Source organism: Candidatus Schmidhempelia bombi str. Bimp (genome assembly GCF_000471645.3).
GTDB classification, from domain to species: Bacteria; Pseudomonadota; Gammaproteobacteria; order Enterobacterales; family Orbaceae; genus Utexia; species Utexia bombi.
In genome coordinates, this window is record NZ_AWGA01000065.1 from 20,463 (window position 1) to 47,439 (window position 26,977).

At 34.0% G+C, this 26,977-nt stretch carries 25 protein-coding genes; 13 read left to right on the forward strand and 12 right to left on the reverse strand.

Features of this window, described 5'->3' with window-relative positions:
- Positions 1–62 precede the first annotated feature (62 nt).
- Together nudB and aspS are read right to left on the reverse strand one after the other, a co-directional pair.
- The gene (nudB, locus tag O970_RS06905; protein WP_024496390.1) at positions 63–500 is read right to left on the reverse strand and encodes a dihydroneopterin triphosphate diphosphatase; all 438 of its coding nucleotides are present in this window, start codon (positions 498–500) and stop codon (positions 63–65) included.
- Positions 501–642: 142 nt separating this feature from the next.
- Positions 643–2,403 carry an aspartate--tRNA ligase gene (aspS, locus tag O970_RS06910; protein WP_024496391.1) on the reverse strand — a complete coding sequence of 587 codons (1,761 nt, stop codon included), beginning with the start codon at positions 2,401–2,403 and terminating at the stop codon, positions 643–645.
- A 268-nt stretch (positions 2,404–2,671) separates the two neighbouring features.
- Between aspS and O970_RS06915 the strand changes: the two genes are divergently transcribed.
- From O970_RS06915 to O970_RS06925, 3 genes are all read left to right on the forward strand, one after another.
- Complete coding sequence (locus O970_RS06915; RefSeq protein ID WP_024496392.1) at positions 2,672–3,217, forward strand: cysteine hydrolase family protein; 546 nt, start codon at positions 2,672–2,674, stop codon at positions 3,215–3,217.
- Positions 3,218–3,332: 115 nt separating this feature from the next.
- Positions 3,333–4,112: a DUF3100 domain-containing protein gene (locus tag O970_RS06920; RefSeq protein WP_036562928.1), complete on the forward strand. Its 780-nt coding sequence runs from the start codon at positions 3,333–3,335 to the stop codon at positions 4,110–4,112.
- Between the two features lie 14 nt (positions 4,113–4,126).
- A complete protein-coding gene (locus O970_RS06925) occupies positions 4,127–4,576 on the forward strand; it encodes a hypothetical protein (RefSeq protein ID WP_024496393.1) in 450 nt (149 codons plus the stop codon).
- Positions 4,577–5,279: 703 nt separating this feature from the next.
- Here O970_RS06925 and O970_RS06930 read toward each other — a convergent pair.
- On the reverse strand, positions 5,280–5,801 hold the full coding sequence (locus O970_RS06930) for a C40 family peptidase (protein ID WP_024496394.1): 522 nt from the start codon (positions 5,799–5,801) through the stop codon (positions 5,280–5,282).
- A gap of 534 nt (positions 5,802–6,335) precedes the next feature.
- Between O970_RS06930 and pykF the strand changes: the two genes are divergently transcribed.
- The 3 genes from pykF (at position 6,336) to O970_RS06945 (ending at position 11,509) form a co-directional block, all read left to right on the forward strand.
- Positions 6,336–7,745, forward strand: coding sequence for a pyruvate kinase PykF (gene pykF, locus O970_RS06935; RefSeq protein WP_024496395.1), 1,410 nt, complete (start codon positions 6,336–6,338; stop codon positions 7,743–7,745).
- A gap of 121 nt (positions 7,746–7,866) precedes the next feature.
- Positions 7,867–9,960, forward strand: coding sequence for a polyphosphate kinase 1 (gene ppk1 / locus O970_RS06940; protein WP_024496396.1), 2,094 nt, complete (start codon positions 7,867–7,869; stop codon positions 9,958–9,960).
- On the forward strand, positions 9,947–11,509 hold the full coding sequence (locus tag O970_RS06945) for a Ppx/GppA phosphatase family protein (RefSeq protein WP_051318612.1): 1,563 nt from the start codon (positions 9,947–9,949) through the stop codon (positions 11,507–11,509). The genes ppk1 and O970_RS06945 overlap by 14 nt, the downstream gene beginning before the upstream one ends.
- 133 nt (positions 11,510–11,642) lie before the next feature.
- Here the strand turns inward: O970_RS06945 and rluB are convergent, their stop codons facing one another.
- The 3 genes from rluB to rnm all read right to left on the reverse strand — a co-directional run bounded on the left by rluB (position 11,643) and on the right by rnm (position 14,066).
- Positions 11,643–12,497, reverse strand: coding sequence for a 23S rRNA pseudouridine(2605) synthase RluB (gene rluB / locus O970_RS06950; RefSeq protein ID WP_051318613.1), 855 nt, complete (start codon positions 12,495–12,497; stop codon positions 11,643–11,645).
- Between the two features lie 65 nt (positions 12,498–12,562).
- Positions 12,563–13,183 carry an L-threonylcarbamoyladenylate synthase gene (locus O970_RS06955; RefSeq protein WP_024496398.1) on the reverse strand — a complete coding sequence of 207 codons (621 nt, stop codon included), beginning with the start codon at positions 13,181–13,183 and terminating at the stop codon, positions 12,563–12,565.
- 4 nt (positions 13,184–13,187) lie between these two features.
- On the reverse strand, positions 13,188–14,066 hold the full coding sequence (rnm, locus tag O970_RS06960; RefSeq protein WP_024496399.1) for an RNase RNM: 879 nt from the start codon (positions 14,064–14,066) through the stop codon (positions 13,188–13,190).
- Between the two features lie 96 nt (positions 14,067–14,162).
- Here rnm and rraB point away from each other — a divergent pair, with 96 nt between their 5' ends.
- A complete protein-coding gene (gene rraB, locus O970_RS06965; RefSeq protein ID WP_024496400.1) occupies positions 14,163–14,561 on the forward strand; it encodes a ribonuclease E inhibitor RraB in 399 nt (132 codons plus the stop codon).
- A 140-nt stretch (positions 14,562–14,701) separates the two neighbouring features.
- Here rraB and kdsA read toward each other — a convergent pair whose 3' ends face one another.
- From kdsA to hemA, 4 genes are all read right to left on the reverse strand, one after another.
- Positions 14,702–15,556, reverse strand: a complete 855-nt coding sequence (kdsA, locus tag O970_RS06970) for a 3-deoxy-8-phosphooctulonate synthase (RefSeq protein WP_024496401.1) — start codon at positions 15,554–15,556, stop codon at positions 14,702–14,704.
- 71 nt (positions 15,557–15,627) lie between these two features.
- Entirely contained in the window at positions 15,628–16,464 is an 837-nt protein-coding gene (prmC, locus tag O970_RS06975) for a peptide chain release factor N(5)-glutamine methyltransferase (protein WP_024496402.1), read from the reverse strand.
- Positions 16,461–17,546, reverse strand: coding sequence for a peptide chain release factor 1 (prfA, locus tag O970_RS06980; RefSeq protein ID WP_024496403.1), 1,086 nt, complete (start codon positions 17,544–17,546; stop codon positions 16,461–16,463). The genes prmC and prfA overlap by 4 nt, the downstream gene beginning before the upstream one ends.
- 57 nt (positions 17,547–17,603) lie before the next feature.
- On the reverse strand, positions 17,604–18,866 hold the full coding sequence (gene hemA, locus O970_RS06985; RefSeq protein ID WP_024496404.1) for a glutamyl-tRNA reductase: 1,263 nt from the start codon (positions 18,864–18,866) through the stop codon (positions 17,604–17,606).
- Positions 18,867–19,089: 223 nt separating this feature from the next.
- On the opposite strand from hemA, the gene lolB reads away from it, so the two are divergent.
- Positions 19,090–19,752: a lipoprotein insertase outer membrane protein LolB gene (lolB, locus tag O970_RS06990; protein ID WP_024496405.1), complete on the forward strand. Its 663-nt coding sequence runs from the start codon at positions 19,090–19,092 to the stop codon at positions 19,750–19,752.
- Positions 19,749–20,591, forward strand: coding sequence for a 4-(cytidine 5'-diphospho)-2-C-methyl-D-erythritol kinase (ispE, locus tag O970_RS06995; protein WP_105291849.1), 843 nt, complete (start codon positions 19,749–19,751; stop codon positions 20,589–20,591). The genes lolB and ispE overlap by 4 nt, the downstream gene beginning before the upstream one ends.
- 57 nt (positions 20,592–20,648) lie before the next feature.
- Here the strand turns inward: ispE and O970_RS07000 are convergent, their stop codons facing one another.
- Together O970_RS07000 and O970_RS07005 are read right to left on the reverse strand one after the other, a co-directional pair.
- Positions 20,649–21,509 (reverse strand): hypothetical protein, encoded by an 861-nt coding sequence (locus tag O970_RS07000; RefSeq protein WP_130575733.1) that lies wholly within the window; start codon positions 21,507–21,509, stop codon positions 20,649–20,651.
- Between the two features lie 1,082 nt (positions 21,510–22,591).
- Positions 22,592–22,831: a DUF4177 domain-containing protein gene (locus O970_RS07005; RefSeq protein ID WP_024496407.1), complete on the reverse strand. Its 240-nt coding sequence runs from the start codon at positions 22,829–22,831 to the stop codon at positions 22,592–22,594.
- A 537-nt stretch (positions 22,832–23,368) separates the two neighbouring features.
- On the opposite strand from O970_RS07005, the gene sbcB reads away from it, so the two are divergent.
- The 4 genes from sbcB (at position 23,369) to O970_RS07025 (ending at position 26,917) form a co-directional block, all read left to right on the forward strand.
- Positions 23,369–24,802 carry an exodeoxyribonuclease I gene (sbcB, locus tag O970_RS07010; protein ID WP_024496408.1) on the forward strand — a complete coding sequence of 478 codons (1,434 nt, stop codon included), beginning with the start codon at positions 23,369–23,371 and terminating at the stop codon, positions 24,800–24,802.
- 290 nt (positions 24,803–25,092) lie between these two features.
- A complete protein-coding gene (locus O970_RS07015) occupies positions 25,093–25,500 on the forward strand; it encodes a CidA/LrgA family protein (RefSeq protein ID WP_081685285.1) in 408 nt (135 codons plus the stop codon).
- Between the two features lie 18 nt (positions 25,501–25,518).
- Positions 25,519–26,208: a CidB/LrgB family autolysis modulator gene (locus O970_RS07020; protein WP_024496410.1), complete on the forward strand. Its 690-nt coding sequence runs from the start codon at positions 25,519–25,521 to the stop codon at positions 26,206–26,208.
- A gap of 19 nt (positions 26,209–26,227) precedes the next feature.
- On the forward strand, positions 26,228–26,917 hold the full coding sequence (locus tag O970_RS07025) for a SanA/YdcF family protein (RefSeq protein WP_051318614.1): 690 nt from the start codon (positions 26,228–26,230) through the stop codon (positions 26,915–26,917).
- The last annotated feature ends 60 nt before the right edge of the window (positions 26,918–26,977 follow it).

Sequence of the window (26,977 nt, forward strand, 5' to 3'; positions counted from 1 at the left end):
CCGTTATATCACCTCAATAAAAGAGTAAAATAATCAAAATTCACCATTAAACTATTTAGCTATCACCTTGGTAGTCTTAAAATGGCGTCTCGGTTATTTATTGATTTGGTCAATGCCGCTGCTTGTTGATAATCTAGCCATTGATATTGACTATGCTCAGTAAGCTTAATCGGATAAATATGTGGTAAAGGCAGATAGAACCAATGTTCTTTATTTTTCGTTACTCCCGGTGCATAACGATGCAAAAATTGGGGAAAAATATCAAATACGATCGAATAGTGGGTATCAATTAGTGGTAAATTATCCATAACAATATTAATACTTGTTTCTTCTTTAACTTCTCTGATTGCGGTCATCCTTGGTGTTTCATTATCTTCAAGACTGCCCGTCACTGATTGCCAAAAAGTCGGATCATCATTGCGCCTTAGCATGAGTACTTTCTTTGCGGTTGCAACATAAATAACCACCAATACTGATTCAGGTTTTTTATAATTTAACATAATAAATGTCCTTATTTATTCTATGTTAGCTTTAATTATGATCTAATTTAAGTTCAATTGATAGTATTAAACAGCGTTAAATAATCAATAATGAAAAAGAGGAATGCGTCATTCCTCTTTTTCATTTATATGTCTAAATACATTAATCTTTTTTAACCACATCAATGGCTAACTCAGCTAATGCAGCTGGATTGGCGGGACTCGGTGCATCTGTCAATAAACAAGTCGCTGCTGTCGTCTTTGGAAAAGCAATAACATCACGAATATTATCGGTACCCGTTAATAGCATTGTCAACCGATCCAGACCAAAGGCAAGACCCGCATGGGGTGGTGTACCGTACTTTAATGCATCAAGTAAAAACCCAAATTTTTCGCGTTGTTCTTGTTCATTAATACCAAGAATATTGAATACAGTTTGTTGCATATCATTTTTATGAATACGTACTGAACCACCGCCCACTTCATATCCATTTATCACCATGTCATAAGCATTGGCAACCGCCTCTAATACGTTACATTGTAACTCATCGGGTGATAAATCTTTTGGTGACGTGAATGGATGGTGCATGGCACTTAAACCCGTTTCGGTTTCTTCAAACATCGGGAAATCAATAACCCAAAGTGGTGCCCATTGATTTTCATCAGTTAGTTTAAGATCTTTGCCAATTTTCAAACGTAATGCACCAAGCGCATCACTCACCACTTTTTGACTATCTGCACCGAATAATAAAATATCGCCATTTTTGGCATTAGCACGCTGTAATAATTGCTGCATTTGTTGTGCTGTGAAAAATTTAGCTATTGGACTTTGTACACCATCAAGTCCGGCATCGATATCATTGATTTTAATCCAAGCTAAACCTTTAGCTCCGTATACACTAATAAATTTAGCATAATCATCTAATTGCTTACGGCTTAATTCAGCCCCACCCGGTACACATAATAAAGCAACACGACCTTTTGGATCGTTAGCCGGTTCAGCAAATACTTTAAAATCGATATCTTTAACAACATCAGCGACGTCAACGATTTCTAATGGATTGCGTAAATCGGGTTTATCTGAACCAAAACGACGCATCGCTTCAGCATAAGTCATTACAGGAAATGAACCAAGATCGATCTGTTTAATGTGCATCCACAATTCACGGATCAATTTTTCCATTATTTCACGCACATTTTCAGCACTCATGAATGACGTTTCAACATCAATCTGGGTAAATTCTGGCTGCCGATCCGCACGTAAATCTTCATCACGAAAACATTTAACAATTTGATAATAACGATCAAAACCAGACATCATTAAAATTTGTTTAAATAATTGCGGTGATTGTGGTAAAGCATAAAACTCACCTTTATGAACGCGGCTAGGGACTAAATAGTCGCGCGCACCTTCTGGTGTTGCTTTAGTTAACATTGGCGTTTCAACATCTAAAAAACCGTTTTCATCCATAAAACGACGAACAAAAGCGGTAATTTTGGCTCGAGTTTTAAATCTAGCTGACATCTCGGGACGACGTAAATCAATATAGCGATATTTTAAACGTTGTTCTTCAGTATTATTTTGATTGAAATCTAAGGGTAAAATCTCAGCACGATTAATAATATCCAAATCCGTTGCTAATACCTCAATTTCACCTGTTGCCATATCAGTATTACGCTGCCCTTCTGGTCTCGCTCTCACTTTTCCTTTAATTTGAATACAAAACTCATTACGCAATTCTGCGGCCAAATCAAATGCCGATTTAAAAGCAGGATCAAAAAACACCTGCACAATGCCTTCTCTATCACGCATATCAATAAATATCATCCCACCTAAATCACGGCGTTTATTGACCCACCCACATAACGTGACTTCTTCATTAACATGAGAAACATTTAATTGACCACAATAAATCGAACGCATACAAAATATCCTTTAGCTATAACGCAAAATGCAAAATAGTGTCCATTATAAAACAAATTTTATGCCAATAAAGATGATTCAAATATGTTTTTAGCTCAAAAATAGTAACACATTGATTTATATACATAATTTTTATTAATTTTTTATATATTAGGGTCTATAAAATATTATAGCAGATAGCTAAAGTAGGATAGATAAATAAAATCGGCTATTAAACTTTTGTAAACTATGCTAATTTATTTTAATCTAAAATAAAATAACTTAAATGATGAAAGCGCTTATTTACATTGATTACACTTATGATTTTATTGCTGATGATGGGGCGTTAACTACTGGTAAAAACGGTCAACTGATCGAAAATGAATTAGTTAATTTAATGCGCACATTTATTGAAGCTAATGATTATGTGGTTTTTGCCATTGATGCACATCAAACCAAAGATGATTATCACTCAGAAAATAAACTATTTCCACCGCATAATCTTATCGGTACCGATGGACAAAAATTATTTGGTTCATTACTTTCTTTATATTTAGCTAATCAACACAAACCTACCCATCACTATTTAACTAAAAGATATTATTCCGCTTTTTGTGGTACTGATTTAAATTTACGTTTACGTGAACGTCAAATTACGGAAGTGCATGTAGTTGGTGTTTGCACTGATATTTGTATTTTACATACAGCGGTGGATGCCTATAATTTAGGTTACCAACTTGTCATACATGAACAAGCTGTTGCTAGTTTTGATCCTATCGGTCATCAATGGGCACTAAATCATTTTAAGCATGCCTTAGGAGCAACCATCAATTAAATTAAGATAAGCAATAATTAGTAAAAATAGTTACTTATATTCCTAGGATTTTATCCTTTTTTATTAACAAACATTAGGTACGCATACTATTTTAACTATAATGAGGTGTATTTGAATGAAAGTACTAACGGATTGGAAATTACATTTATTAGCTCTATTGGTTGTTGTAATAACTGAGCTAATAGGCAAACACTCATTTGGCATTATTATTATATTACCAATGATTTTTGCTATGATTTTGGGTGGAGTAATTAGCTTACCAAAATTTCATATTTTAACTGAAAAAAATATGAAGCATGCCAGTACCATTATGACGGTGTCGTTAATGTTATTAACGGCCAGGTTGGGGCTCGATATCGGACCAAACTTGCCTCATATTTTTGAAGCAAAAGGCGCGCTGATATTTCAAGAAGTCGGTCATTTTATTGGAACCATACTTTTTGGATTACCAATAGCTGTCGCCCTAGGCATGGGTAGAGAGGCGATTGGCGCCACTTATTCAGTGGCACGAGAATCAAATATTGCCATTATCGCTGATAAATATGGATTAGATTCCCCTGAAGGGCGAGGTGTCATGGCTATGTATATTTGTGGAACCTTATTTGGTGCTATCTGGATGAGTATTTTAGCCACGTTGATAGGTAATCTTAATATTTTTCATCCTTATGCTTTGGCTATGGGAGCGGGTGTAGGAAGTGGCAGCATGATGGCAGCAGCTACGGGGTCAATTACCACACTCTATCCAGATATGTCAGAAGCTATTGTAGCCTATGCCGCTTCGGCTAATCTTATGTCAAGTATTTTGGGCATTTATATCTATATCTTTTTCTCATTACCATTTGCTGTCAAAATGTATGATGTTTTCACTCATTTATTTAACAAAAAAAATAGTTAAACAGGTGATTATAAATGAAACTATTAGAAACCCTTTTTTTACTTATACTACTTAGCCTTATTATTGTAGCTGGAAATGTTGTTGGTTATCATATTGATATTATTGCATCACTAACAGCAGTATTAATTTTAGTTGCTATTGCCGCCACAGGTTATTTAATAGCTAAGTTGCCTATTTGTAACAAATTACCTACCATTTTCTGGATCTCATTAGTGGCGGTGGTTGTTTCTATCCCCCAATTCCCCTACTCTGCTTGGATTATTGAAACGACGAAAAACATCCAATTTGTAGTCGTATGTACGCCTATTTTAGCTTATGCAGGATTAGCAATTGGTAAAGATTTGGATATGTTCAAAAAAATATCTTGGCGCATTATTCCAGTTGCATTAGCGGTTTGCTCCGGTACGTTTTTATGTGCGACAGTGATTGCTCAACTTACGTTGGATTCAAAAGGTATCATTTAAATATTAAATTAAACTAATTGCCTCTATGCAATACATGGCATTGTTGTTAGTCCTTTATATTACCTATGGATAAATATTTATTAACATTAATCTGATAGGTATATAAAGGAAAATACAATAATAGCCCTATTAAAAAAACGATATAAACAACTTGAATACGTTCGTTATAACTAAAGCTAGTTGCGGCGCAGTTTAAAACCAGATTATGACGCTTATTATATATTATTCTTATCACTAATATTCATAACGGGTGATATAGTGCTACTATTTATTCATATGATTATCGGCAAACATCAGTAGTAAAGCACAACGTTATTAGCTGATATGGCTAATAATTAACCATGAGCATAAAATATAGTAACATTCTCAATGGTTATCTGGCATTTTTGATATCATTATGAATAAAAAAGTAAGGCACACGCTTAAGCTATAAAGGGTAGAAAATTCAAGCCAGTTAGATAAATAATTTTCTAATTAGCCTATTTAATATTAACCGATGTTAAATATTTTAAAACAAATGACAGTCGTAAAATAGGACTATATAAGTGATCAATTAATTAATAAATGGATCAAAATAAATGAGGTAATTCAGGTATATTAATCGCCATATTTTCATCATTTAATTATAACTATTGATAAATGCCCTTAGTGATTTTAATTAAACCCGTAGCAAAAATAGTTTTGATCCATTTTGTAATAGTAATTACAGTACTCGCCGACTCATCCAATATTTGTTTTGCCAATAGCTGTTGTGTAAACTACTTAATACAACGCCTTTTCGACTGGAAGCATGTAGAAATTGATTATCTTTATAATAAATACCTACATGTAAACCTGTGCGTCCACGCCCTGTTTTAAAAAAGACTAAATCGCCAGGTTTTAGGGTTGTCACATTCTTACCTAATTTAGCCAAGTCCGTGGTTAATCTTGGTAGTTTTTTATTAAATTTAGACTGAAAAGTTTCTACAACTAAACCCGAGCAATCAATTCCCTTATGCGTATTTCCACCATATACATATGGTGTACGTTTCCATTGTTGATATTGAGCTAAAATTAATTTTGCCGTCTCTATCTGCAATTGCTCATGTTGATTTAAATAAGATGAAGATGTTGCACTTGTACAACCTGTAAGAAAAATAGCTACAATTAATAAATGTAATCCACTAAATTTTGAATAAAATCCTTTTAAACTAAACTTTAGCCAAAGTAATATATTTACTAACATTAATAAATCCTATACCCTAAAGTGCTTTGATTAAAATACAATCAATTATTGTACAAAATTTATATTGTAAACACTGAAAAGAAGTCGTTAATTTTATTAAAAAATAGTCTAATTAATTGAATATATTTATATTATTTGCATTAATGTTTATTATTATCGCACAATAAACCGTAAAGAAAAAACAACATATAAATATTCATTTTATTTTTTATTACAAAATAATGATTTTCACGTACTAAAGATAGAATCTATCATTATTTAGAGGCGATAAACTTCTTTATTTTAAAAATAGATAATACTATAATGCCATTCAATGAGATTATTTATAATTAAAAAATAGTGAGGTTAGTCTAATTAATGACGAATACGTTTTTTATATTATTTAATCGTGTTATTACAAAACATCTAATTCCGTTAGATAATATATTTTCTAACCTATAATTTAGCCAATGCCTTAATTGCATTGGTTTTTTTATTTATTTTTGACCATCTTTAATTTTTAAACCTTTAAACTTACTGAAAGTAGATATCATTATGAAAAAGACTAAAATTGTTTGTACTATTGGCCCTAAAACTGAATCAAAAGAAATGTTATCTAAAATGTTAGATGCCGGCATGAATGTTATGCGTCTCAATTTTTCTCATGGTGATTACAATGAACATGGGCAGCGTATCCAAAATCTGCGCGAAGTAATGCAAGAAACGGGAAAAAAAGCCGCTATTTTACTTGATACTAAAGGACCTGAAATAAGAACAATTAAACTAGAGGGTGGTAATGATATCTCTTTAGTTGCTGGCCAAACATTTACATTTACAACGGATACGTCTGTTGTAGGTAACAAAGATCGGGTAGCGGTTACCTATTCTGGTTTTGCAATGGATTTAAAGCCTGGTAATCGTGTACTTGTGGACGATGGCTTAATTGCTATGGAAGTCAAAGAGATAAAAGGCAATGAGGTTATTTGTACAGTTCTAAATAATGGTGAGCTAGGTGAAAACAAAGGTATTAATTTACCTGGGGTTTCTATCCAGTTACCCGCTTTAGCAGAAAAAGATAAACAAGATCTTATTTTTGGTTGCCAACAAGGCGTTGATTTTATTGCAGCATCCTTTATCCGTAAACGTTCTGATGTCGATGAAATCCGCGCACATTTGAAGGCAAATGGCGGTGAAAATATTCAAATCATTTCTAAAATAGAAAATCAGGAAGGATTGGATAATTTTGATGAAATTTTGGACGCTTCTGATGGAATTATGGTTGCACGTGGTGACTTAGGTGTAGAAATTCCTGTGGAAGAAGTGATTTTTGCTCAAAAAATGATGATCACAAAATGTAATAAAGTCTCAAAACCAGTTATTACAGCCACTCAGATGCTCGACTCAATGATTAAAAATCCACGCCCTACTCGTGCTGAAGCTGGCGATGTTGCCAATGCTATTTTAGATGGCACAGATGCGGTTATGCTATCAGGTGAGAGTGCCAAAGGAAAATACCCACTAGAGGCAGTAACCGTCATGGCAACTATTTGTAAACGTACTGATACCGTGATCCCAGCCTCATTAGAACTACAAACGATACAAAAAATTGGTATTACCGCTGCGGTAGGTTGTGGCGCGGTTGAGATAGCGGAACGATTAAATGCCAAATTAATTATTGTTGCAACCCGAAGTGGTAAGTCAGCACGCGAAGTACGCCATTATTTTCCAAAAGCGAAAGTGATTGCATTAACCTCTAATCCAAAAACAGTTAATCAATTATTATTAACTAAAGGTGTTGAGCCTTGTTTAATTAATGAAATTCAGTCTACTGATGATTTCTATCATTTAGGTAAGGAGTTTGCCTTAAATAAAGGCTTAGCACAAAAAGGCGATGTTGTCGTTATGGTTTCGGGCGCCCTAGTACCAAGCGGCACAACGAATACGACATCTGTACATCGTTTATAGATTTATCAAGGATAATATCTGTTAAAAACCAGCCTTATGCGCTGGTTTTTTTATTTAAAGTTTGAGTAAAAAGGGTATACTGATATACCAATAATATTGGTAATAAGGTTTACATAACATCATGATCCAAGAACATATTTACTTAAAAAACGAATTGAGTTGGCTAGCATTTAATGAACGAGTGTTGCAAGAAGCCGCTGATAAATCTAATCCTTTAATTGAAAGGGTAAGATTTTTAGGTATCTATGCCAATAATCTTGATGAATTTTATAAGGTTCAGTTTGCTAACTTAAAAAGAACCATGCTGATTGAACAAGAACAGAAAAAAACCGCGAATACCAATCATTTATTACGTCAAGTTTATCAAAAAGTCGTTCAAGCAGAATTACAATTTGACACTTTATATAATGAATTACTGCTGGAAATGGCACGTAATCAGATTTTTCTGGTTAATGAAAGGCAATTAACCAGTTATCAAGAAGAGTGGATTAAACACTATTTTGAAAAAAATTTACGCCAATATATTACCCCGATTTTACTTGATAGTTATAGTGAATTAATTCAATTTTTAAAAGACGATCATAGTTATTTAGCAGTAGAAATCATTAATCATCATTGTATTAAATATGCACTATTAGAAATACCAACAGACAAAGTCTCGCGTTTTGTGTTATTACCCTCTAATGTGTCTACCAAAAATAAATCAATTATTTTATTAGATAATATTCTACGATTTTGCTTACAGGATATCTTTAAAGTCTTTTTTGATAGTAATAGCTTAAATGGGTATTCAATTAAGATCACTCGCGATGCTGAATATGATATCACCTATGAATTAGATGCCAGCATGCTCGATGTAATGTCTTTAGGTTTAAAACAACGTTTAACCGCTGAACCTGTACGTTTCATTTATCAAAAAGATATACCTAAGGCATTGATTGAATTATTAATGCAAAAATTAAAAATTGCCGAACAAGATGCCGTGCCTAGTGGTCGATATCCAAATCTTAAGGACTTAATGCATTTCCCTTGCATTGGGCGCAGTAACTTATTAAATAAAGCGATTCCAAGTTTATTCTATAAGCGCTTTTCCCAACATCGTAATGCGTTTGATACGATACGAGAAAAAGATGTATTACTCTATTATCCTTATTACTCCTTTGAACATGTACTAGAAATTATGCGTCAGGCATCGTTTGATCCTGATGTCACCGCAATACGTATTAATATTTATCGTGTTGCGAAAGATTCTCGAATCATTAATTCAATGATTAACGCCGCTAATAATGGTAAAAAGGTAACGGTTGTCGTTGAGTTACAAGCACGTTTTGATGAAGAAGCCAATTTACATTGGGCGAAACAATTAACCGAATCAGGGGTTAAAGTTATCTTCTCACCACCACGCTTAAAAATTCATGCTAAATTATTTTTAATTGATCGACGAGAAAACGATCAAATTATTCGCTATGCCCATATTGGTTCAGGCAATTTTAATGAAAAAACCGCACGCATTTATACGGATTTTTCACTATTAACCGCTGATAAAGAAATTACCAATGAAGTCAGACGAGTATTTAATTTTATTGAAGAGCCGTATAAACCAGTGACATTTTCACATCTACTGGTTTCACCGCAAAATACCCGAGTTCGCCTTAATCAATTTATTCAACGGGAAATTGAGCATGCTAAAGCGGGCTTACCTGCTGGTATTTATCTAAAATTGAATAATTTAACCGATAAGCAGTTAATTGATCGATTATATCAAGCCTCGTGTGCTGGCGTTAAAATTAGGCTTATTATCCGTGGAATTTGCACTTTAATTCCAAATGTACCTAACATGAGTGACAATATTTATATTACCAGTATTGTTGATAGTTTTTTGGAACATGCTCGAGTCTATATTTTTGAAAATAATGGACAAAAAGAGACTTATATCTCTTCAGCGGACTGGATGCCAAGAAATATTAATAATCGAATTGAAGTGGCCGTTAAAATCTTTTCAGGCGAAGTAAAAAACACCATTTTAGATATTTTTGATATTCAAGCTAGGGATAATGTCAAAGCTCGAATTATTAATAAAGAATTAAATAACCAATATGTTCAACGTAGAAATGGTAAGAAAATTCGTTCACAACTAGCTATTTATGAATACCTGAAACAACTTGAAAATAAAGTCAGCGTACAGAAAAGAGTAACAAATAGTGATACCAATTGATCCAAGACTTAATACTTATTTCAATGAATATGCGGTAATTGACCTAGGTTCAAATACCTTTCATCTGCTTGTTGCTAGAGAAGTGAATCATTCCCTACAAGTTATCTATGAGTTAAAAAAATCGGTACGTTTAGCAGATGGTCTTAGTGCTGAAAATAGATTGAGTGAACAAAGCATTACCCGTGCATTGGCATGCTTGACCTTATTTTCAGAACGAATTAAACAGTTACCTAAGAAAAATGTAAGAATTGTAGCTACTCATGCGTTACGTATTGCCCAAAATAGCGATCATTTTTTACAAGCAGCGTCAGAAATATTACCTTATCCTATTGAAATTATTTCTGGTCAAGAAGAAGCACGTTTAATTTATTTAGGCGTTGCTGCACACTCATTATTAAAAAAAGAAACCAAATTAGTGATTGATATTGGTGGCGGCTCGACCGAAATGGCGGTAGGCGTGGGACTTAATGTGTTGTTAGTCGATAGTCAACCTATGGGTTGCGTCTCTTATACGGAACAGTTTTTTTCTAGTTTGGAAATAAATCAAACTAACTTTAAAAATGCAAAACATACTGCTATACAGCGACTTGAGAAAATTAGCCCACATATAAAATCGCTCTCGTTTCATTATACTATAGGGACATCCAGTACAATTAAAGCCTTTCATAACTTACTTATTGAAATGGGCATAACCGATGGCATTATTACTTATAAACGGCTTGAGCTGTTATACCACTATTTTTTAAGCTGTAAAACGGTGAGTAAAATAAAGAGTAAAGCAATTTCTGATAGTCGTAAATCAGTTATCTTTGGCGGTTTAGCTATTTTAATGGCTTTATTTGAAACCTTAGAAATTCCTCATTTGCACTATTGTCCTCATGCATTACGTAATGGGGTATTATATGAAATGATAAAGCAGTTAAGTATGGATGATATACGTCAACATACGGCATTGACACTATCCACTCAGTACCATATTGATCGTATTCATGCACAGAGAGTCATGGATATGAGCAAACATTTTTATCAGCAATGGCAGCGCCAAGCCAAAACTAAATTCAATCATTCACTTGAATCATTGCTTTATTGGGCCGCATTGTTACACGAAATTGGTTTAAATATCAATCACGCCTCTATCCATAAGCATTCTGCTTATATCCTACGGAATAGTAATCTTCCAGGTTTTAATCAAGAACAACAGCAGTTATTAGTCACATTAGTAAGAAATCATCGTAAATCATTAAAACCAGAAAATATCCCTAATTTTACGCTATTCGACCATCAACATGTCATGATATTGATTAAAATCCTTAGATTGGCGATTTTAATCAATAAACAGAGGCAACAAGACTTACCACCTAACGCTTTCCAAATCAGTTTTTCAAAGCATGATCCGCAGCGTGTTGAGTTAGCTATTGATGCTGACGTTGCGCAAAAAAATCAATTAATTTTACTTGATTTAAGGCAAGAACAGTTATATTGGCAACAATATCAAAATGGGCAATTGAATTTGAAAATAGCAACCGATATGCTGGCGATAAACAAATAAAATCGATGTAGAACACTTAATATAAAAATAGGGTTGATAAAAAAGAATCAATACCTCTAAAAGGTCTTACTACATAAGATGATTTTACGTTCAATAGAGATGAAAAAGTGGGATATTATTCCCACTTTTTGTTTCACATTGATGAACGACGTTTTTGTGATCGCCTTACATCAGCGCGAGTTATTGATTTAGGACGACGCTTTTTATCTACGGTAATTTTCGTTTTTTGTTCTTCTGATAATCCAACTAAAGCACGTAGATAATTTACAGAGGCTAAATCGAGCTCAACCCATCCCCCACGTGGAAGGCGTTTAGGCAGCAGTATATTGCCATAACGAATACGAATAAGGCGACTAACTTGTACACCGATGGCTTCCCAAATACGACGAACTTCTCGATTACGACCTTCCGTTAGTACTACATTAAACCATTGATTAATTCCTTCGCCACCTTGTACTTTTAATGATTTAAATGCAGCAGGTCCATCTTCTAGCTGTACCCCTTTACGTAATTGATACAGTTGTTGATCGGTTACTTCACCAAAAACCCGCACAGAATATTCGCGTTCAATTTGATGCCTTGGGTGCATTAAACGGTTAGCCAAGTCGCCATCAGTGGTAAAAAGGAGTAAACCTGAAGTATTAATGTCTAAACGTCCAATATTAATCCACCGCGAATTTTTTAATTTTGGTAAACGTTCAAAAACGGTTGCCCTACCCTCCGGATCATTTCGGGTACAAATTTCACCTTCTGGTTTATAATAAGCTAAAACACGACATATCTCTTTTTCTTTATTTCTTAATGGGATAACATGCCCATCTATACGAATTTTTGGCTGCATATCCACATTGATACGATCGCCTAATTTGGCAACTTTGCCATCGACGCTTACGCGGCCGGCTTGAATAATGGCTTCTAACTCCCGTCTAGAGCCGTGTCCTAGGTTTGCTAATACCTTTTGTAATTTCTCTGTATTGTCTTGATTCATATATCCTCACGCTACCTTCACAGGTATCAATAATTTTTACATAATAACATTATATTGTTATGATTTTATTCGAAGGGAGAAATGTCGCCACTTCCCTTACGAATAATGACTGGATAGTCTTCGGTTAAATCGATCACAGTCGTTGGTTGCTGCCCAATATGTCCACTATCAATAATCGCCTCCAATTGATGGCCAATAATATCGTCTATTTGTTGTGGATCAGATTGGGCAAATTCATCGCCCGGTAAAATTAAGCTAGTCGTCATTAATGGACTATCGAGCAATGATAATAATTGTAAATTAAGTGGATTATTTGGAATGCGCAAACCAATGGTTTTTCTTTTTTCATTTATTAACCGTCGCGGCACTTCTTTCGACGCCTGTAAAATAAAGACATAACTACCTGGTGTATTATTTTTCACTAACCGAAAAGTACGATTATTTACATAAGCATAATGAGAAATTTGCGACAAATCACGGCACATTAATGTAAGATGATGGTTTTTGTCCAGATTCCTAATTTGCGTTATTCTGGTCACGCCCTGTTTATTATCCAATAAGCAACCTAGCGCATAGCCTGAGTCGGTAGGTAGTGCAATAACTCCACCTTTTTTCAGAATATAAACCACTTGCTCAAGCAACCTAGCTTGAGGATTATCGGCGTGAATATAAAACATCTGGCTCATTAATTTACGTATCCTCTATTCTAATACTGTCTCTTTCATACGACCAATTATACCAAATAGGCGTAACATTCTCAGTTAAAGGCTCAACTTTTCCTAAATCGACATATTGGCCAATAGAATGGAAATCGGATCCCTGAGAAGCTAGAAATTCATATTGCAGTGCATATTTCGCCAGCATATATAATTCATCCCGAGATTGACGACTTTGTGATACTTCAATCGCATCACCGCCAATTTGTTTGAATTCGTCTAACAACTTTCTTAGTTTAGTTGCAGTGAGATCATAACGTGTTGGATGAGCTAAGACGGCCACCCCACCAGCAGCATGAATCGCTTCTACTGCCTCTGTAATTGAACACCAGCGAGGCGAGATATAAGCAGGTTTGCCTTTACCTAGATAACGTTTAAAAGCTTTATTGATATCTTTGACTATGCCTAGATCAACCAAATAACGGGCAAAATGAGCTCGAGAAACAATTTCGCCTTGTGCGTATTGCTCCGCTTTTTGGTAACTATCCACAATACCTAATCCCGCTAACTTAGCGGCTATTTCTTGGGCTCTTTCTCGTCGATATTCTGTCTGTTTTCGTAATAATTGTTGTAAATGATCATGATTAGGATCAATGTTGAGTCCCACAATGTGAATACCTTGATTTTTCCAAACCGTCGAAATTTCAACTCCATTAATTAAGATTAATGGGAGTTTATCTTGTGAAATAGTGTTTCTCGCTTCTTCAAGCCCCGCAGTACTATCATGATCAGTAATGGCTAAAACATCAACGCAATTATCCACTGCTCTCTTTACGAGTTCGGCAGGCGATAACATACCATCTGATGCCGTAGTATGGCTATGCAGATCATAACGGCGCGTACTTAATTCCATATATACTCTTAAAATTTAATTACTAATTATGCTTATGTTTTTATTTTTGAACGTGTAATATAACACATATTTTTTATTATCAATAATAGGTACCCTATGAATAACAAACTTGCGCAAGCACAAACTCAAACTGCAGCGGTAATCGACGAATTATTAGCTGATGGTAGCAACCCTGATGCTCTTTATTTAATTGAACACCATATCTCATCATCTAGCTTTGATATTTTAGAAAAGGTCGCTATCGATGCATTTAAATTGGGTTATGAGGCAACGGATCCCGAAGAGTTTCTCGATCAGGATGATCAGACCATATATTGCTTTGATATTGTATCCGAAATCCCTTTAAATGCTGAAGTTATCAACGCCCAAATTGCCCAATTAATCGCGTTAACCGAACAATATCAAGTAAATTATGATGGCTGGGGCACGTATTTTGAAGGCGATGAAGAGGAGTATGATGAGGAGGAGCAATATACCAATAACACCATCCACTAACTAATCAATAAAATTTCTCCATTCATTTAGTGCTGTTACCGACTAAAATATAATTGACATTTTTTATTAGCATAGGCTTTTTTCTAAAATAGGTGACAACGTCACCTATTGTTAAGCATTAAAATGATATAAGGGTAAAATTATTGACTTGTATCTAATTGAGCAAATTGTTTCACTATATCATCGATGGCTTTCATCTGCTTTAAGAAAGGCTCCAATTTATCTAACGGTAATGCTGATGGCCCATCGCATTTAGCATGAGTTGGATCAGGATGCGCTTCTAAAAATAGACCTGCAATACCAACAGCAATACCTGCTCTCGCTAATTCAGAAACTTGAGCTCGTCGACCACTTGAGGCGGCCCCCATAGGATCACGACATTGTAGAGAATGGGTAACATCAAAGATAACTGGCGCCCCATGACTCACTTGTTTCATGATATTAAAGCCGAGCATATCAACGACTAAGTTATCATAGCCAAAGCAGCTACCGCGTTCACATAATATGACTTGATCATTTCCAGCTTCTGCAAACTTCTCAACCATGTTACCCATTTGACTTGGGCTGACAAACTGAGGTTTTTTAATATTAATTACCGCGCCTGTTTTCGCCATAGCAACCACTAAATCAGTTTGACGAGCAAGGAAAGCGGGAAGTTGAATGACATCTACCACTTCCGCAACGGGCATAGCTTGTTGTTCAGTATGAACATCCGTAATAAGTTTAACCCCAAAAGTTTGTTTTAGCTCTTGGAAAATTTTTAGTCCTTCTTCCAGACCTGGACCTCGATAAGAGTGTATCGATGAGCGATTAGCTTTATCAAAAGATGCTTTAAATACATAAGGGATAGCTAATTTGTCGGTGACATTAACGTAATGCTCGCAAATACGCATTGCTAAATCACGTGATTCAAGGACATTCATACCTGCAAATAATACAAAAGGTAAATTATTGGCAACACGAATATCGCCTATATTAACAATCTTTTGTTTCATCGTTCTTACCGCCTTTTAATTAATTTATCGGTGAAAAAATTTATCGATTATATTAAATCTATTTATGTTACTTAAGGTGTAAACCAGCGACCTAACGTGACACGCTGATTACCACTGTAATCAGTATATGTTTCAACGAGTTGAAAACCTTGTTGCTTAAATATCGTTTGCACTGCTTCGCCTTGTTGCCAGCCATGTTCAATTAATAACCAACCATATTGATTTAAATACAAGGTTGACTGCTGGACAATATGTTTGATATCGGATAGTCCGTTATCATCGGCGACTAAGGCTGTTAATGGTTCAAAACGCACATCTCCCATTGATAAATGAGGATCATTAGCATCAATATAAGGCGGATTACTGACAATCATGGTAAATTTACGATTTTTAACGGGTTTAAACCAATTTCCTTGGAAGAAATAGATATTCTCTACCTCAATATTTTCCGCATTGGTCTGTGCTAATTTAACCGCCTCAAGATTAACATCAACAGCCGTGATGAGACAATCTGGCCGCTCGGTTGCCAATGCAATGGCTATCGCCCCTGTACCTGTGCCTAAATCCAAAATTTCACATGCATGGTGAGGCAAATGCTCTAAGGCTAACTCCACTAATTTCTCGGTGTCAGGTCTTGGAATTAATGTAGACGTATTAACATTAAAAGGTAATGACCAAAATTCTTTAACACCAGTGATATAGGCAATAGGTTCACCGTTTTTACGACGTATTAAACAATCATCAAGCTGTCTCAGTTGCTGCTCATCAAGGTTTGTTTCACTAAATGCCATTAAAAAAGTACGGGTTTTATTGGTGATAAAACCCAAAATTATTTCAGCATCGCGTTTAGGGCTATCACTACCTTTTAGTTGAGCGGTTGCTTTTTTAAGCCACTCTAAGTAGGTCATTCGTCTTGATCCGATAACGCAGCCAGTTGATCGGCTTGATATTCTTGAATGATAGGATCAATTAACATTTCTAATTTACCTTGCATCACTTCATCTAAACGATAAATCGTTAAATTAATACGATGATCGGTCACGCGTCCTTGAGGATAATTGTAGGTCCTTATGCGATCTGAACGGTCCCCTGACCCTAATAAATTACGACGAGTAGAAGCCTCTTCTTGTTGCCGTTTCTGAATTTCCGCATCTTGAATACGTGCGGCTAGTACTGACATTGCTTTTGCTTTATTTTTATGTTGTGAACGTTCATCCTGACACTCTACAACAATGCCTGTCGGTATATGCGTAATACGAATGGCCGAATCAGTGGTATTAACATGCTGCCCACCAGCACCCGATGAACGGAAAGTATCAATACGTAAATCTGATGGATTAATATCAGGTAATTCCGCTTCTGGGATTTCAGGTAAGACAGCAACCGTACACGCTGATGTATGAATGCGACCTTGTGACTCGGTTTCAGGTACACGTTGTACACGATGACCACCCGATTCAAATTTCATATGACCGTAAGCACCGTCACCAGAAACCAGCAAAATGATCTCTTTATAACCGCCGTGTTCGCCCTCACTGGCACTCATGACTTCAATACGCCAACGTTTACTTTCAGCGTAACGGGTATACATACGAAATAAATCACCAGCAAAAATTGCGGCTTCATCGCCCCCTGTACCGGCACGAACTTCGACAAAACAGTTACGATCATCATTAGGATCTTTTGGTAGAAGAAGTAATTGCAATTGATTGGCCAGATCTAGCTCTCGAACTTTAGCTTGCTGCAATTCTTCTTGCGCCATTTCAGCCATTTCAGGATCGTCAAGCATCATTTCTGCGGTTTCAATATCTTCTTGTGTTTGTTTCCAGTCACTAAAGCAGTTCACAACATCCGTTAACTGAGCATATTCTTTGGATAACGTGCGAAATCGTTCCTGATCAGAAATAACACTAGGTTCAGATAACAACGCTTGAACTTCTTCATAATGTTCTTGTAATGTTTCTAATTTTGCAATAATAGATGGTTTCATGTGGTATTTGCCTAATTTGTAACTTATTCATTAAATTGCTAACTTAGATTAAATTAGCTACAATTCTTTAAGATCTAAGCTTTGACTCAGTATAGTTAAATAATCATGTTTAGCAGCATGAAGTAGCGATTGAGTTGGTGCATGAATTAAACGATTGGTTAGACGATGGGTCAATAAGGCAATAACGTTATTGACATCAGCGCCATTTTCAATCGCTTTAATGGCTTTTGTTTCCAATTCCGATTTAATGTTCATCGCCTGATGTCGATAAGTTTTAATCAACTGACTTGCTAATCGGGTTTGCAACCATTGTATAAAAAGAGCTGACTCTTCATCAATAATGTAATCAGCTTCTTTGGCGGCTATCACGCGCTGTTCAAGATTCTGATTAACCATATGTTGTAGATCATCAACACAATAAACCGCAACATGATTCAGATCAGCCACTTCAGCTTCAATATCGCGAGGTACCGCCAAATCAATAAACAACATCGGTTTATCATGACGCCGTTTTAAGCTTCTTTCAACTAACCCTTTGCCAATAATAGGTAAGGGGCTAGCTGTAGAACTGATAACAATATCAACCTCTTTTAAACGCACTGCAATTTCCGATAAAGAAATAATTTCAGCATGTTGATATTTGGCTAATTTCAATGCCTTCTCGCGAGTACGATTGGCAATAATGACTTTATCAAAATGATGGGATTTTAAATAACGAGAAATAAGTTCGATGGTCTCACCAGCCCCAATCAATAACACGGTTAATGTGTTGGATTGCTGGAATAACTCTCTAGCCACTAGACAGGCAGCATAGGCCACTGATGCTGTATTTGCGCCTATTTGGGTTTCAGTTCTAACACGCTTGGCTACATGAAATACACGTTGAAACAATTTATCTAAAGATAATGAGACCGTACTATGAGCACGAGCAACATTAAATGCTTGTTTCACCTGCCCTAGAATTTGCGGCTCTCCAATAATTAATGAATCAATACCACAAGCGACTCGCATTAAATGGCTTACCGCTTGTTGATTTTGATAACAATAAAAAGCTGGTTTTAAATCCGTTAATTCAATTTGATGAAATTGACAGAGCCATTGCTCAATAGATGTCTTTATGTACTCAATATCAGAACCATGCTCAAAACTGATGTATAATTCGGTACGATTACAGGTGGATACAATGACACATCCATCAATAAATGGATGTTGATGCAGGCTGTATAGTGCAACGCCTAATTTTTCCCCTGAAAAAGCAATTTTTTCACGTAACGCAACCTGAGCAGTTTTATGATTTACACCTAAAATAGCTATGGACATAAAGATTTAAATGAACCTAATATAAAGATTAATATCTCTGTTTTAATTTTGCACGCTGGTAAGCGTAACGTAAAATACGTCGTATCAATACTATTAATAATGACAAATTTAAAGACATCTCGAATTTACACTTTATAAGTATAGCATATTTTCATATCTATTTATCAATGCTAAATATTTAGGGTATAATTTATAGACAACATTTAACGTTAATGAGTCATCAATGATATTACATCAACATATTAATTGGATCCGAACCCTATTATGCTCCGCCGTAGTTATAACCTTATCTGCCTGTACCCATTCTCAGCTTGATCCTAATGGTGCCACAACCCAAGTAAATCAGACCACGAGTAATAAGCCCAATCCAGAAACATTATGGGCACAACATCAAACCGAATTAAGAAAAATTTCAAGTTATAAAGTAAATGGTAGTATTGCCTATCTATCTAATAAAAAAAAGCAATATGCCCGTTTTAATTTGAATCAAGCCTCCCCTATTCAGTATCAATTAAAATTAGCTACACCTTTAGGTGCGACAGTAATGACACTTACCGTCAAACCGAATTTTGTTGAGTTAATAGATCAAAAAGGGAAAAAATATCAAGGTATGAATGTTGAGAAATTATTGTTTGATTTAACACAAATGAGAGTTCCTCTCTCTTCATTACATAATATACTGATTGGTTTATCTGATAAATCCGATATTGATACTATTGATAATCAGGGTCGCTTAGTTTCAACCAATATTGAACAAGACAATATTCTTTGGACAGTATCTATTCTTGATTATGTCACAAAAGATAATCTTACTTTACCATCACAAATAGTATTAAAATATAATAATGATGTCATTAAACTTAAGATAAATCAGTGGACTTTATAATGAAACAGTGGTTATCACCAGCAAAATTAAATTTGTTCCTTTATATCACAGGCCGCAGACCTGAAGATAATTACCATAACTTACAAACACTTTTCCAGTTACTAGATTATGGCGATACGCTTAATTTTATTTTACGTGATGATAATCAGATTAAGCTGGTAACGCCGATGACTAACGTGCCAGAAGAAAAAAATCTAATCATTATAGCGGCCAAACTTTTACAATCAGTCGCCCAATCACAGAAAAAATATATTACGACACCACTAGGCGTCGAAATAAGTATTGATAAAAAACTGCCTATGGGAGGTGGACTAGGCGGTGCCTCCTCCAATGCAGCAACGGTACTGATAGCATTAAATCAACTCTGGCAACTTCATTTATCCACACCACAATTAATGCATATCGGACGAACGTTAGGTGCTGATGTGCCTGTATTTATTTTTGGGTATACTGCATTTGCTGAAGGAATTGGCGATATATTACAGAAAGTAGAAAGACCTGAAAAATGGTTTTTAGTCGCACATCCACAGATTGAAGTTTCTACAGCCAAAATATTTAATCATCCTGATCTTTATCGTAGTAGCCCAATAAAAACATTACAACAACGCTTAACAGCGCCTTTCTCAAATGATATTGAACCTTTAGTTAGAAAATTATATCCGCAAATTGATGAACTGATCCAGTTAATATCGTCGTATTCAGCTGCCCGTCTTACGGGAACTGGTGCATGTATTTTTGCTGAGTTCGATAACCAGCAAACCGCTATAAATGTGCAAAGACAACTACCTATCGCAATCAAAAGCTTTGTCGCTAAAGGTATAAATCAATCACCTATTTAACGATTAACCTTGGAAATTAAGCCTAAATTGATATTAACCAACATATGATATGGATAATTACATTAGTGTGCGATCTTTAATTTCATTAGAAAACATCATCATATCTGCATAAATGGAAAAATAGAAAGACATAAATTCATTATTATTATTTTTTTGTACTGAGATAAATTCAACTAATTTATATTTAATTAAAATGGAAAAGAAATAAAAAAAGTGATAATTATTCCAACGATCATGTTTTAACATTAAGAAAGAAGGCTTTGATGAATAGTAATCATGATTATAAGCAAATTTTAAATAATTATTATCATATTTAACGATAAAATAAACGTCATTCAAATTCTTATCGATGATAACACGATGCACCACTAATTCCGTACCGTGACGAATTTTTTGTTTAATCCCATATTTATCATTTAAATAGATGTAACCTACAGGTGCTTTAACGTAAATTGATTTATTGATAAGTGGCTCTAAACTATTTTTAATATTGTTTAGACGCATTTGATTATTGATAAAATAGATACCTTGTTTTTCAATTTGTTGCCGCTGCAATGGTTCATTCCTTTTAACCGCAATATAAGCAGGCTGGCAATTATCAAGGATCGCTTTTCTAAATGTCTCATAACGTCTACGGATAATAGTGTTGGTTAAACGTCCATGATGACTAATATTATTTTGATACGATAATTTTGAGCTATTAGCACTAGGTTGCAAAAATAAATTCAGGTAAGCATGCGACTTGACCTCCGCATGTTGATCGTCAGTAAAACCAAACTCATCACCTAATAATTTATTATAATAACAAGTTTCATTGTTTATTTTAGATAGATCATATTCTGATGCATGAGATAGTTGATTAGGCATATCTCCTACTAACATAATTGATGAAATCATCAACCATACTACTCTTCTCATAAACACCTCTTATGTATATTTTAGCACAATTACTGTTAAAATAATGTAAAGGAAATTATATAACTTAATGAGTTGTCAATAATAAATTTATGAAAATTATTCACTAATAATGTTATATCTATTCATAAAATGAATAAATAGTATATAAGATAATCATAATATTGATTAAAAAGAAATTCTTTTAATTATCTCATAGATTTCTAGTACATTTATCTAAAATAAATCCAACCCCAAATGAATTATTTTTTAAAATAATCTAAGCATTATAACTCTTTTTTATTATCTTAGTAAAAAGGATTAATATATTGTTAAGAAATCGAAAACAAAAAATTAGTTTGAAAAAACGATATAATGAGGTGAAAAACGCGTAATACGATACATATAATTAGCTTATCTAGCGACTGAATCGGCTAATCTTACAAAGATCCAATTATAATAAAAACATTATTTTTAGTTTTTAAAGCTATCTAATAAGTACCAATATATCTAAATTTATCAACATGAGGAGTTCAAAGATGGAAAATTATTACTGATTGAGAAATTAATATCACTAATTTTAGAGTTGCTTTAATAGCAAGTTTTATTTTAACCATTACGATTATCTGAAAAATTTTAAAGTAATTTAATCTTATCAAAATAAATATTAATTGATTAATCCATATCTTCACTGATGATGGGATTAGTAGGTCATATTAAATGATAAAACATCATTTGTTATATGGATACTATTATTAAAAAAGCGCCAGTAATCCCCACCTTCACCCTTGCTATTTATCGGTGATTACCATAATACAGGTTAGATTGCTACTTTTAATAAGCAGATTTTATTCATGCCCATAACAGGGCAAATATCGATTATTATTGAGGTTGTTTTTAGCTTTGGCAAAACAAAAATCACAACATAGATCATAACACTTTTTCATACTTATACTGAGACGTGGTATTTCTAAAAGATGTCAACAAGAGTTAATGTTTATTATTGGTCTGATTTTATCATTGCTTAGATTGGACTCAAGTAGACTTATTGGAAATAAATATATTTATTTCCAATTTTAAAGTATTAATTTTTGGAAAAAGTCCTTTTAAACTAAAAAGTTTTTACTTTTTTCGTCACAGTCCCGCTCCATTATAACAACATAAGCTTCTCTTTTCCAAAAGAGATATAGTCGACGCATATCTCTTTCCATTGTCACCACTCGCCACCCCTCTCTTGCATATCTATTTAAAATCTGTGAAAATTTAAACTCATTAATATTAGCTGCACCAAAAATCAATGAAGATAATGCGTCTTCTTGAACAATGACTACCTTGTATTCTTTCATAATAGTACCTTATACTTGCTCTTTAAATTAACAACACTTTAATTATAAATAACTTTAAAATAGTCTGAAATTATATACATATTAGGTTTTATTTTCTAACACATCACAAATTTCTTCTTGAAAAATATATTGATATATTTTGTATGTCAACTTTTTCAACAACTATATAACAAACTATACAAACGCATACCCATATAAATTTTTTATTATTGTTTAATTACTATAGTGGTTATTATATCTCAACTAATTTTTACTCCTGTAAAATAGCAGATTAAAATATATTTATTTAAAAACTTTTGTTGTAGCAATAATGGAAAGGATAACTTTATTGAGAAAAGTTCTTAGTTTTGTATCACTTAAAGACATAATAATATTTTGTACACAAGTTAAAATGTAGTTATGTACTCATCATGTACAAAATTGCAAGCGAACAAAGTAAAACAATTACAAAAAAACTAAGATAAACTAAAACAAAATAAGTTAAAAACCTCTTTATTGAAAATGGTTTACGCTAACAAATGGAAACAAACATAAACAATGACAAACGCAAATTTACAACCAACATTTTACTTTCATGATTATGAAACATTTGGCATCAATCCTGCTTATGATAAGCCTTCCCAATTTGCTGGTATAAGAACCGATAGCGAATTTAATATTATAGATAAACCGCTAGTCATGTATTGCCGTCCTCCTAATGATTATCTACCCGATCCCATTGCCACATTAATTACGGGTATTACGCCACAACGAGCAATAAAAGAAGGGATTTGTGAGGCTGAATTTGCTAAGCAAATTGCACAGCAGTTTAATTTACCAAATACCTGTATCCTAGGCTATAACAATATTCGTTTTGATGATGAGGTCACCCGTAATATTTTTTATCGAAATTTCTATGACCCTTATGCCTATAGTTGGTGTAATGGTAATTCTAGATGGGATTTACTCGATGTAGTAAGAGCCTGTTACGCATTAAGACCTGAGGGGATTAATTGGCCATTAAATGAAAATGAATGTCCTAGCTTCCGTCTTGAGCACTTAACCAAAGCCAATAATATTGAACATCAACATGCTCATGACGCTATGTCAGATGTTTATGCGACAATCGCTATTGCCAAACTAATTAAAACTCAGCAACCTAAACTTTTTGACTATCTTTTTTCGTTAAGGAATAAAAATCAAGTCGCTCAGCTATTTGATATTGTACAAATGACACCTTTAGTCCACGTATCAGGTATGTTAGGTGCTTATCGAGGTAATACCAGTTGGATAGCACCTATTATTTGGCATCCTCTACAATCAAATGCCATCGTGGTTTGTGATTTAATGGGGGATGTTAATCTTTTATTAGATTATGATATAACTGAATTAAAACAACGGTTATATACTAAAAATGAAGATTTAGCACCTGAAGAAACACGGATACCATTAAAATTAATCCATATAAATAAATGCCCTGTTGTGGCACCAGCAAAAACACTACTACCTGAAAACGCGAAACGCTTACACATAGATCGTGATCAATGTTTAAATAATCTTAATTTACTTCGCAACCATCAAAAATTAATTCAAGATAAAATTACCTTATTATTTTCTATACCAGATACGTATCCCGAGATAAAGGATGTGGATGGCAAACTATATCAAGGTTTCCTAAATTCTTATGATAAATCTATTTGTGAAACGATTAGATCTACAATGCCTGAACAACTGGCAGCACTTAATCCTACTTTTGACGATCCACGGATGAAAACCATATTTTTTCGATATAAAGCACGTAATTATCTAGAACAATTAAGTCAATCAGAGCAAGTACAATGGCAATTGCATCGAGAAGATAAATTAAATCAACATGTCATACAAGATTATCTACTAAAACTTGAACAACAGGCAACAATCCATCAACAATCACCTGATAAGCTTAAGTTGATTAAGGATCTTTATGATTATTGTATATATTTATTACAGTAATAGGTGACAATGTCACATAATTAAAATCATTATTAATAATTTAACCTCGCACTGCTATTTTATCGACAACAAATATGGCTAACTAGTATTAATGAACAATAGAAAAATTAAGACTTCCTTGTCCTGTTTACCTGAGGACATAATAATACTATTTTTAAAATAGCTAAACGTATTAGATAAAATAAGCAACTTTATAACTATATGATTTATTTGATAATTATAAATGTTAGCGTATTATTTTATAATGGCGTATGATAGGTATTTTAAAAAGGAAATTTGACATTTCTATTATGAAAAAATTTTTATCAGCTCAACAACATCGACAAAATCGTATATATACATTATGTTCTAGCTTGTTTGGTTATTTACGCGCCTTTCTGATTATATTGTCCTGTTTACAAATAGGTAATTTGCTATCGTCATTATTACCTATAATGATTCCTGGCAGTATTATCGGTCTACTATTACTTTTCTTTTTACTTGTTTTCCAGCTCATACCTAGCCAATGGGTGGAAGGTGGTTGTAAATTATTTATGCGCTATATGACGTTGCTGTTTATTCCTGCTGGAATGGGGATCATGGATAATTACAGTTTATTATTAAACAACTTCTTACCAATTATTATCGGATGTTTAATCAGTACTGTTCTTATTCTATTATTAGTAGGATACTTAACTCAGTATCTGCATACACGTTAATATAAGGAAAATGTAATTATGTTATGGATGCTAGCATTAACGTTATTGGTTTTTTTCTTAGCAAAAAAATTAGCACAGTTAGTTAAAACACCTCTGTGTAATCCATTATTAGTTTCTGTCTTAATTTTAATACCTATTATGTTATTAACCAAAGTAACCTATAGTCAATATGCAGCAAATGTGAAAATCCTTAATGATCTTTTGTCTTATTCAGTCGTTGCGCTAGCCTATCCACTTTATGAGTTACTACCACAAATTAAAGAACGCTGGCGTTCAATTATGTTTATAACCGCTATTGCGTCTATTTCCGCTATGATTACTGGTGTCTGTATTGCATTTTGGCTTGGTGCTAGTCCTGAAATTGCAGCCAGTATCTTACCGAAATCGGTCACAACGCCAATTGCGGTGACCATATCCGCAGCCGAATCAGGTATACCCTCTATTGCTGCATTTTGTGTGATTTTTGTCGGCATATCAGGTGCACTATTTGGACACTTAATTCTTAATCTATTTAAGGTCAAATTGCCCGCAGCTCGAGGGTTAGCTATTGGTGCCGTATCCCATGCTGTTGGTACAGCGCGTTGTATTGAGGTAGATTACCAAGAAGGTGCTTATAGTACCTTAGCATTAGTTCTTTGCGGTATTTTCACTTCCATAACGGCACCTTTTTTATTTCCAATAATGTTATTTATTTACCAATATTTCTAATTATCTATACGAGTACATCATGAATATAAAAAAGATAATTAAACACTTATATTATTTAATCATTGCTAGCTGTCTATTAATTATCACTCTTGATTGTTGGATAATCTATAAGACAGTCCCTTACATATATAACAACATTGATGATCTACCCGTTAGACCTATCGGCGTTGTACTAGGAACATCTAAATATGTTCGTGGAGGCGGTTACAACGAATTTTATAGGCAACGTATTTTGGGAGCAACAGAGCTTTATTTTGCCAATAAAGTCAATTATCTCCTATTAAGTGGTGATAATTCGACAATGAACTACAATGAACCCAAAACAATGCGTAAAGATCTCTTAAAGGCCGATATACCTGCTTCTGCTATATTTTTAGATTATGCAGGCTTTCGGACCTTGGATTCAATTGTACGTGCTAATCGTGTGTTTAATGCGCAAAACTTTACCATTATTACCCAGCAATTTCACTGTGAAAGAGCAATTTTTATTGCTCAATATCAAGGGATTTTAGCGCAATGTTATGCCGTCCCCTCCCCTAAAAAAATGAAATTAATAAAAATACGCGAATTATTTGCTCGATTAAGTGCTTTTATTGATTTATACATTTTACATAAGGGACCAAAGTTTTTAGGACCAACATTACCCATCATTCAAGACGATGATAAAGCTAACGATAATCCGTCATCAACAATTGAAGGCTTATCCTAATATTGGTAAAGATTTAAACTAAACTATTATTGCATTTTTATGCAATAAAATGTAATATTT

Coding starts and splice junctions, on each gene's coding strand:
- ppk1 (WP_024496396.1), top strand. CDS start 7,867: ATGATCCAAGAACATATTTACTTAAAAAACGAATTGAGTTGGCTAGCA.
- aspS (WP_024496391.1), bottom strand. CDS start 2,403: ATGCGTTCGATTTATTGTGGTCAATTAAATGTTTCTCATGTTAATGAA.
- kdsA (WP_024496401.1), bottom strand. CDS start 15,556: ATGAAACAAAAGATTGTTAATATAGGCGATATTCGTGTTGCCAATAAT.
- hemA (WP_024496404.1), bottom strand. CDS start 18,866: ATGTCCATAGCTATTTTAGGTGTAAATCATAAAACTGCTCAGGTTGCG.
- O970_RS06925 (WP_024496393.1), top strand. CDS start 4,127: ATGAAACTATTAGAAACCCTTTTTTTACTTATACTACTTAGCCTTATT.
- O970_RS07015 (WP_081685285.1), top strand. CDS start 25,093: ATGAAAAAATTTTTATCAGCTCAACAACATCGACAAAATCGTATATAT.
- O970_RS06915 (WP_024496392.1), top strand. CDS start 2,672: ATGAAAGCGCTTATTTACATTGATTACACTTATGATTTTATTGCTGAT.
- rnm (WP_024496399.1), bottom strand. CDS start 14,066: ATGGAATTAAGTACGCGCCGTTATGATCTGCATAGCCATACTACGGCA.
- O970_RS07000 (WP_130575733.1), bottom strand. CDS start 21,509: ATGAGAAGAGTAGTATGGTTGATGATTTCATCAATTATGTTAGTAGGA.
- lolB (WP_024496405.1), top strand. CDS start 19,090: ATGATATTACATCAACATATTAATTGGATCCGAACCCTATTATGCTCC.
- rluB (WP_051318613.1), bottom strand. CDS start 12,497: ATGAATCAAGACAATACAGAGAAATTACAAAAGGTATTAGCAAACCTA.
- nudB (WP_024496390.1), bottom strand. CDS start 500: ATGTTAAATTATAAAAAACCTGAATCAGTATTGGTGGTTATTTATGTT.
- O970_RS06930 (WP_024496394.1), bottom strand. CDS start 5,801: ATGTTAGTAAATATATTACTTTGGCTAAAGTTTAGTTTAAAAGGATTT.
- O970_RS07005 (WP_024496407.1), bottom strand. CDS start 22,831: ATGAAAGAATACAAGGTAGTCATTGTTCAAGAAGACGCATTATCTTCA.
- prmC (WP_024496402.1), bottom strand. CDS start 16,464: ATGACCTACTTAGAGTGGCTTAAAAAAGCAACCGCTCAACTAAAAGGT.
- rraB (WP_024496400.1), top strand. CDS start 14,163: ATGAATAACAAACTTGCGCAAGCACAAACTCAAACTGCAGCGGTAATC.
- sbcB (WP_024496408.1), top strand. CDS start 23,369: ATGACAAACGCAAATTTACAACCAACATTTTACTTTCATGATTATGAA.
- pykF (WP_024496395.1), top strand. CDS start 6,336: ATGAAAAAGACTAAAATTGTTTGTACTATTGGCCCTAAAACTGAATCA.
- O970_RS06920 (WP_036562928.1), top strand. CDS start 3,333: ATGAAAGTACTAACGGATTGGAAATTACATTTATTAGCTCTATTGGTT.
- O970_RS06955 (WP_024496398.1), bottom strand. CDS start 13,183: ATGAGCCAGATGTTTTATATTCACGCCGATAATCCTCAAGCTAGGTTG.
- O970_RS07025 (WP_051318614.1), top strand. CDS start 26,228: ATGAATATAAAAAAGATAATTAAACACTTATATTATTTAATCATTGCT.
- O970_RS07020 (WP_024496410.1), top strand. CDS start 25,519: ATGTTATGGATGCTAGCATTAACGTTATTGGTTTTTTTCTTAGCAAAA.
- prfA (WP_024496403.1), bottom strand. CDS start 17,546: ATGAAACCATCTATTATTGCAAAATTAGAAACATTACAAGAACATTAT.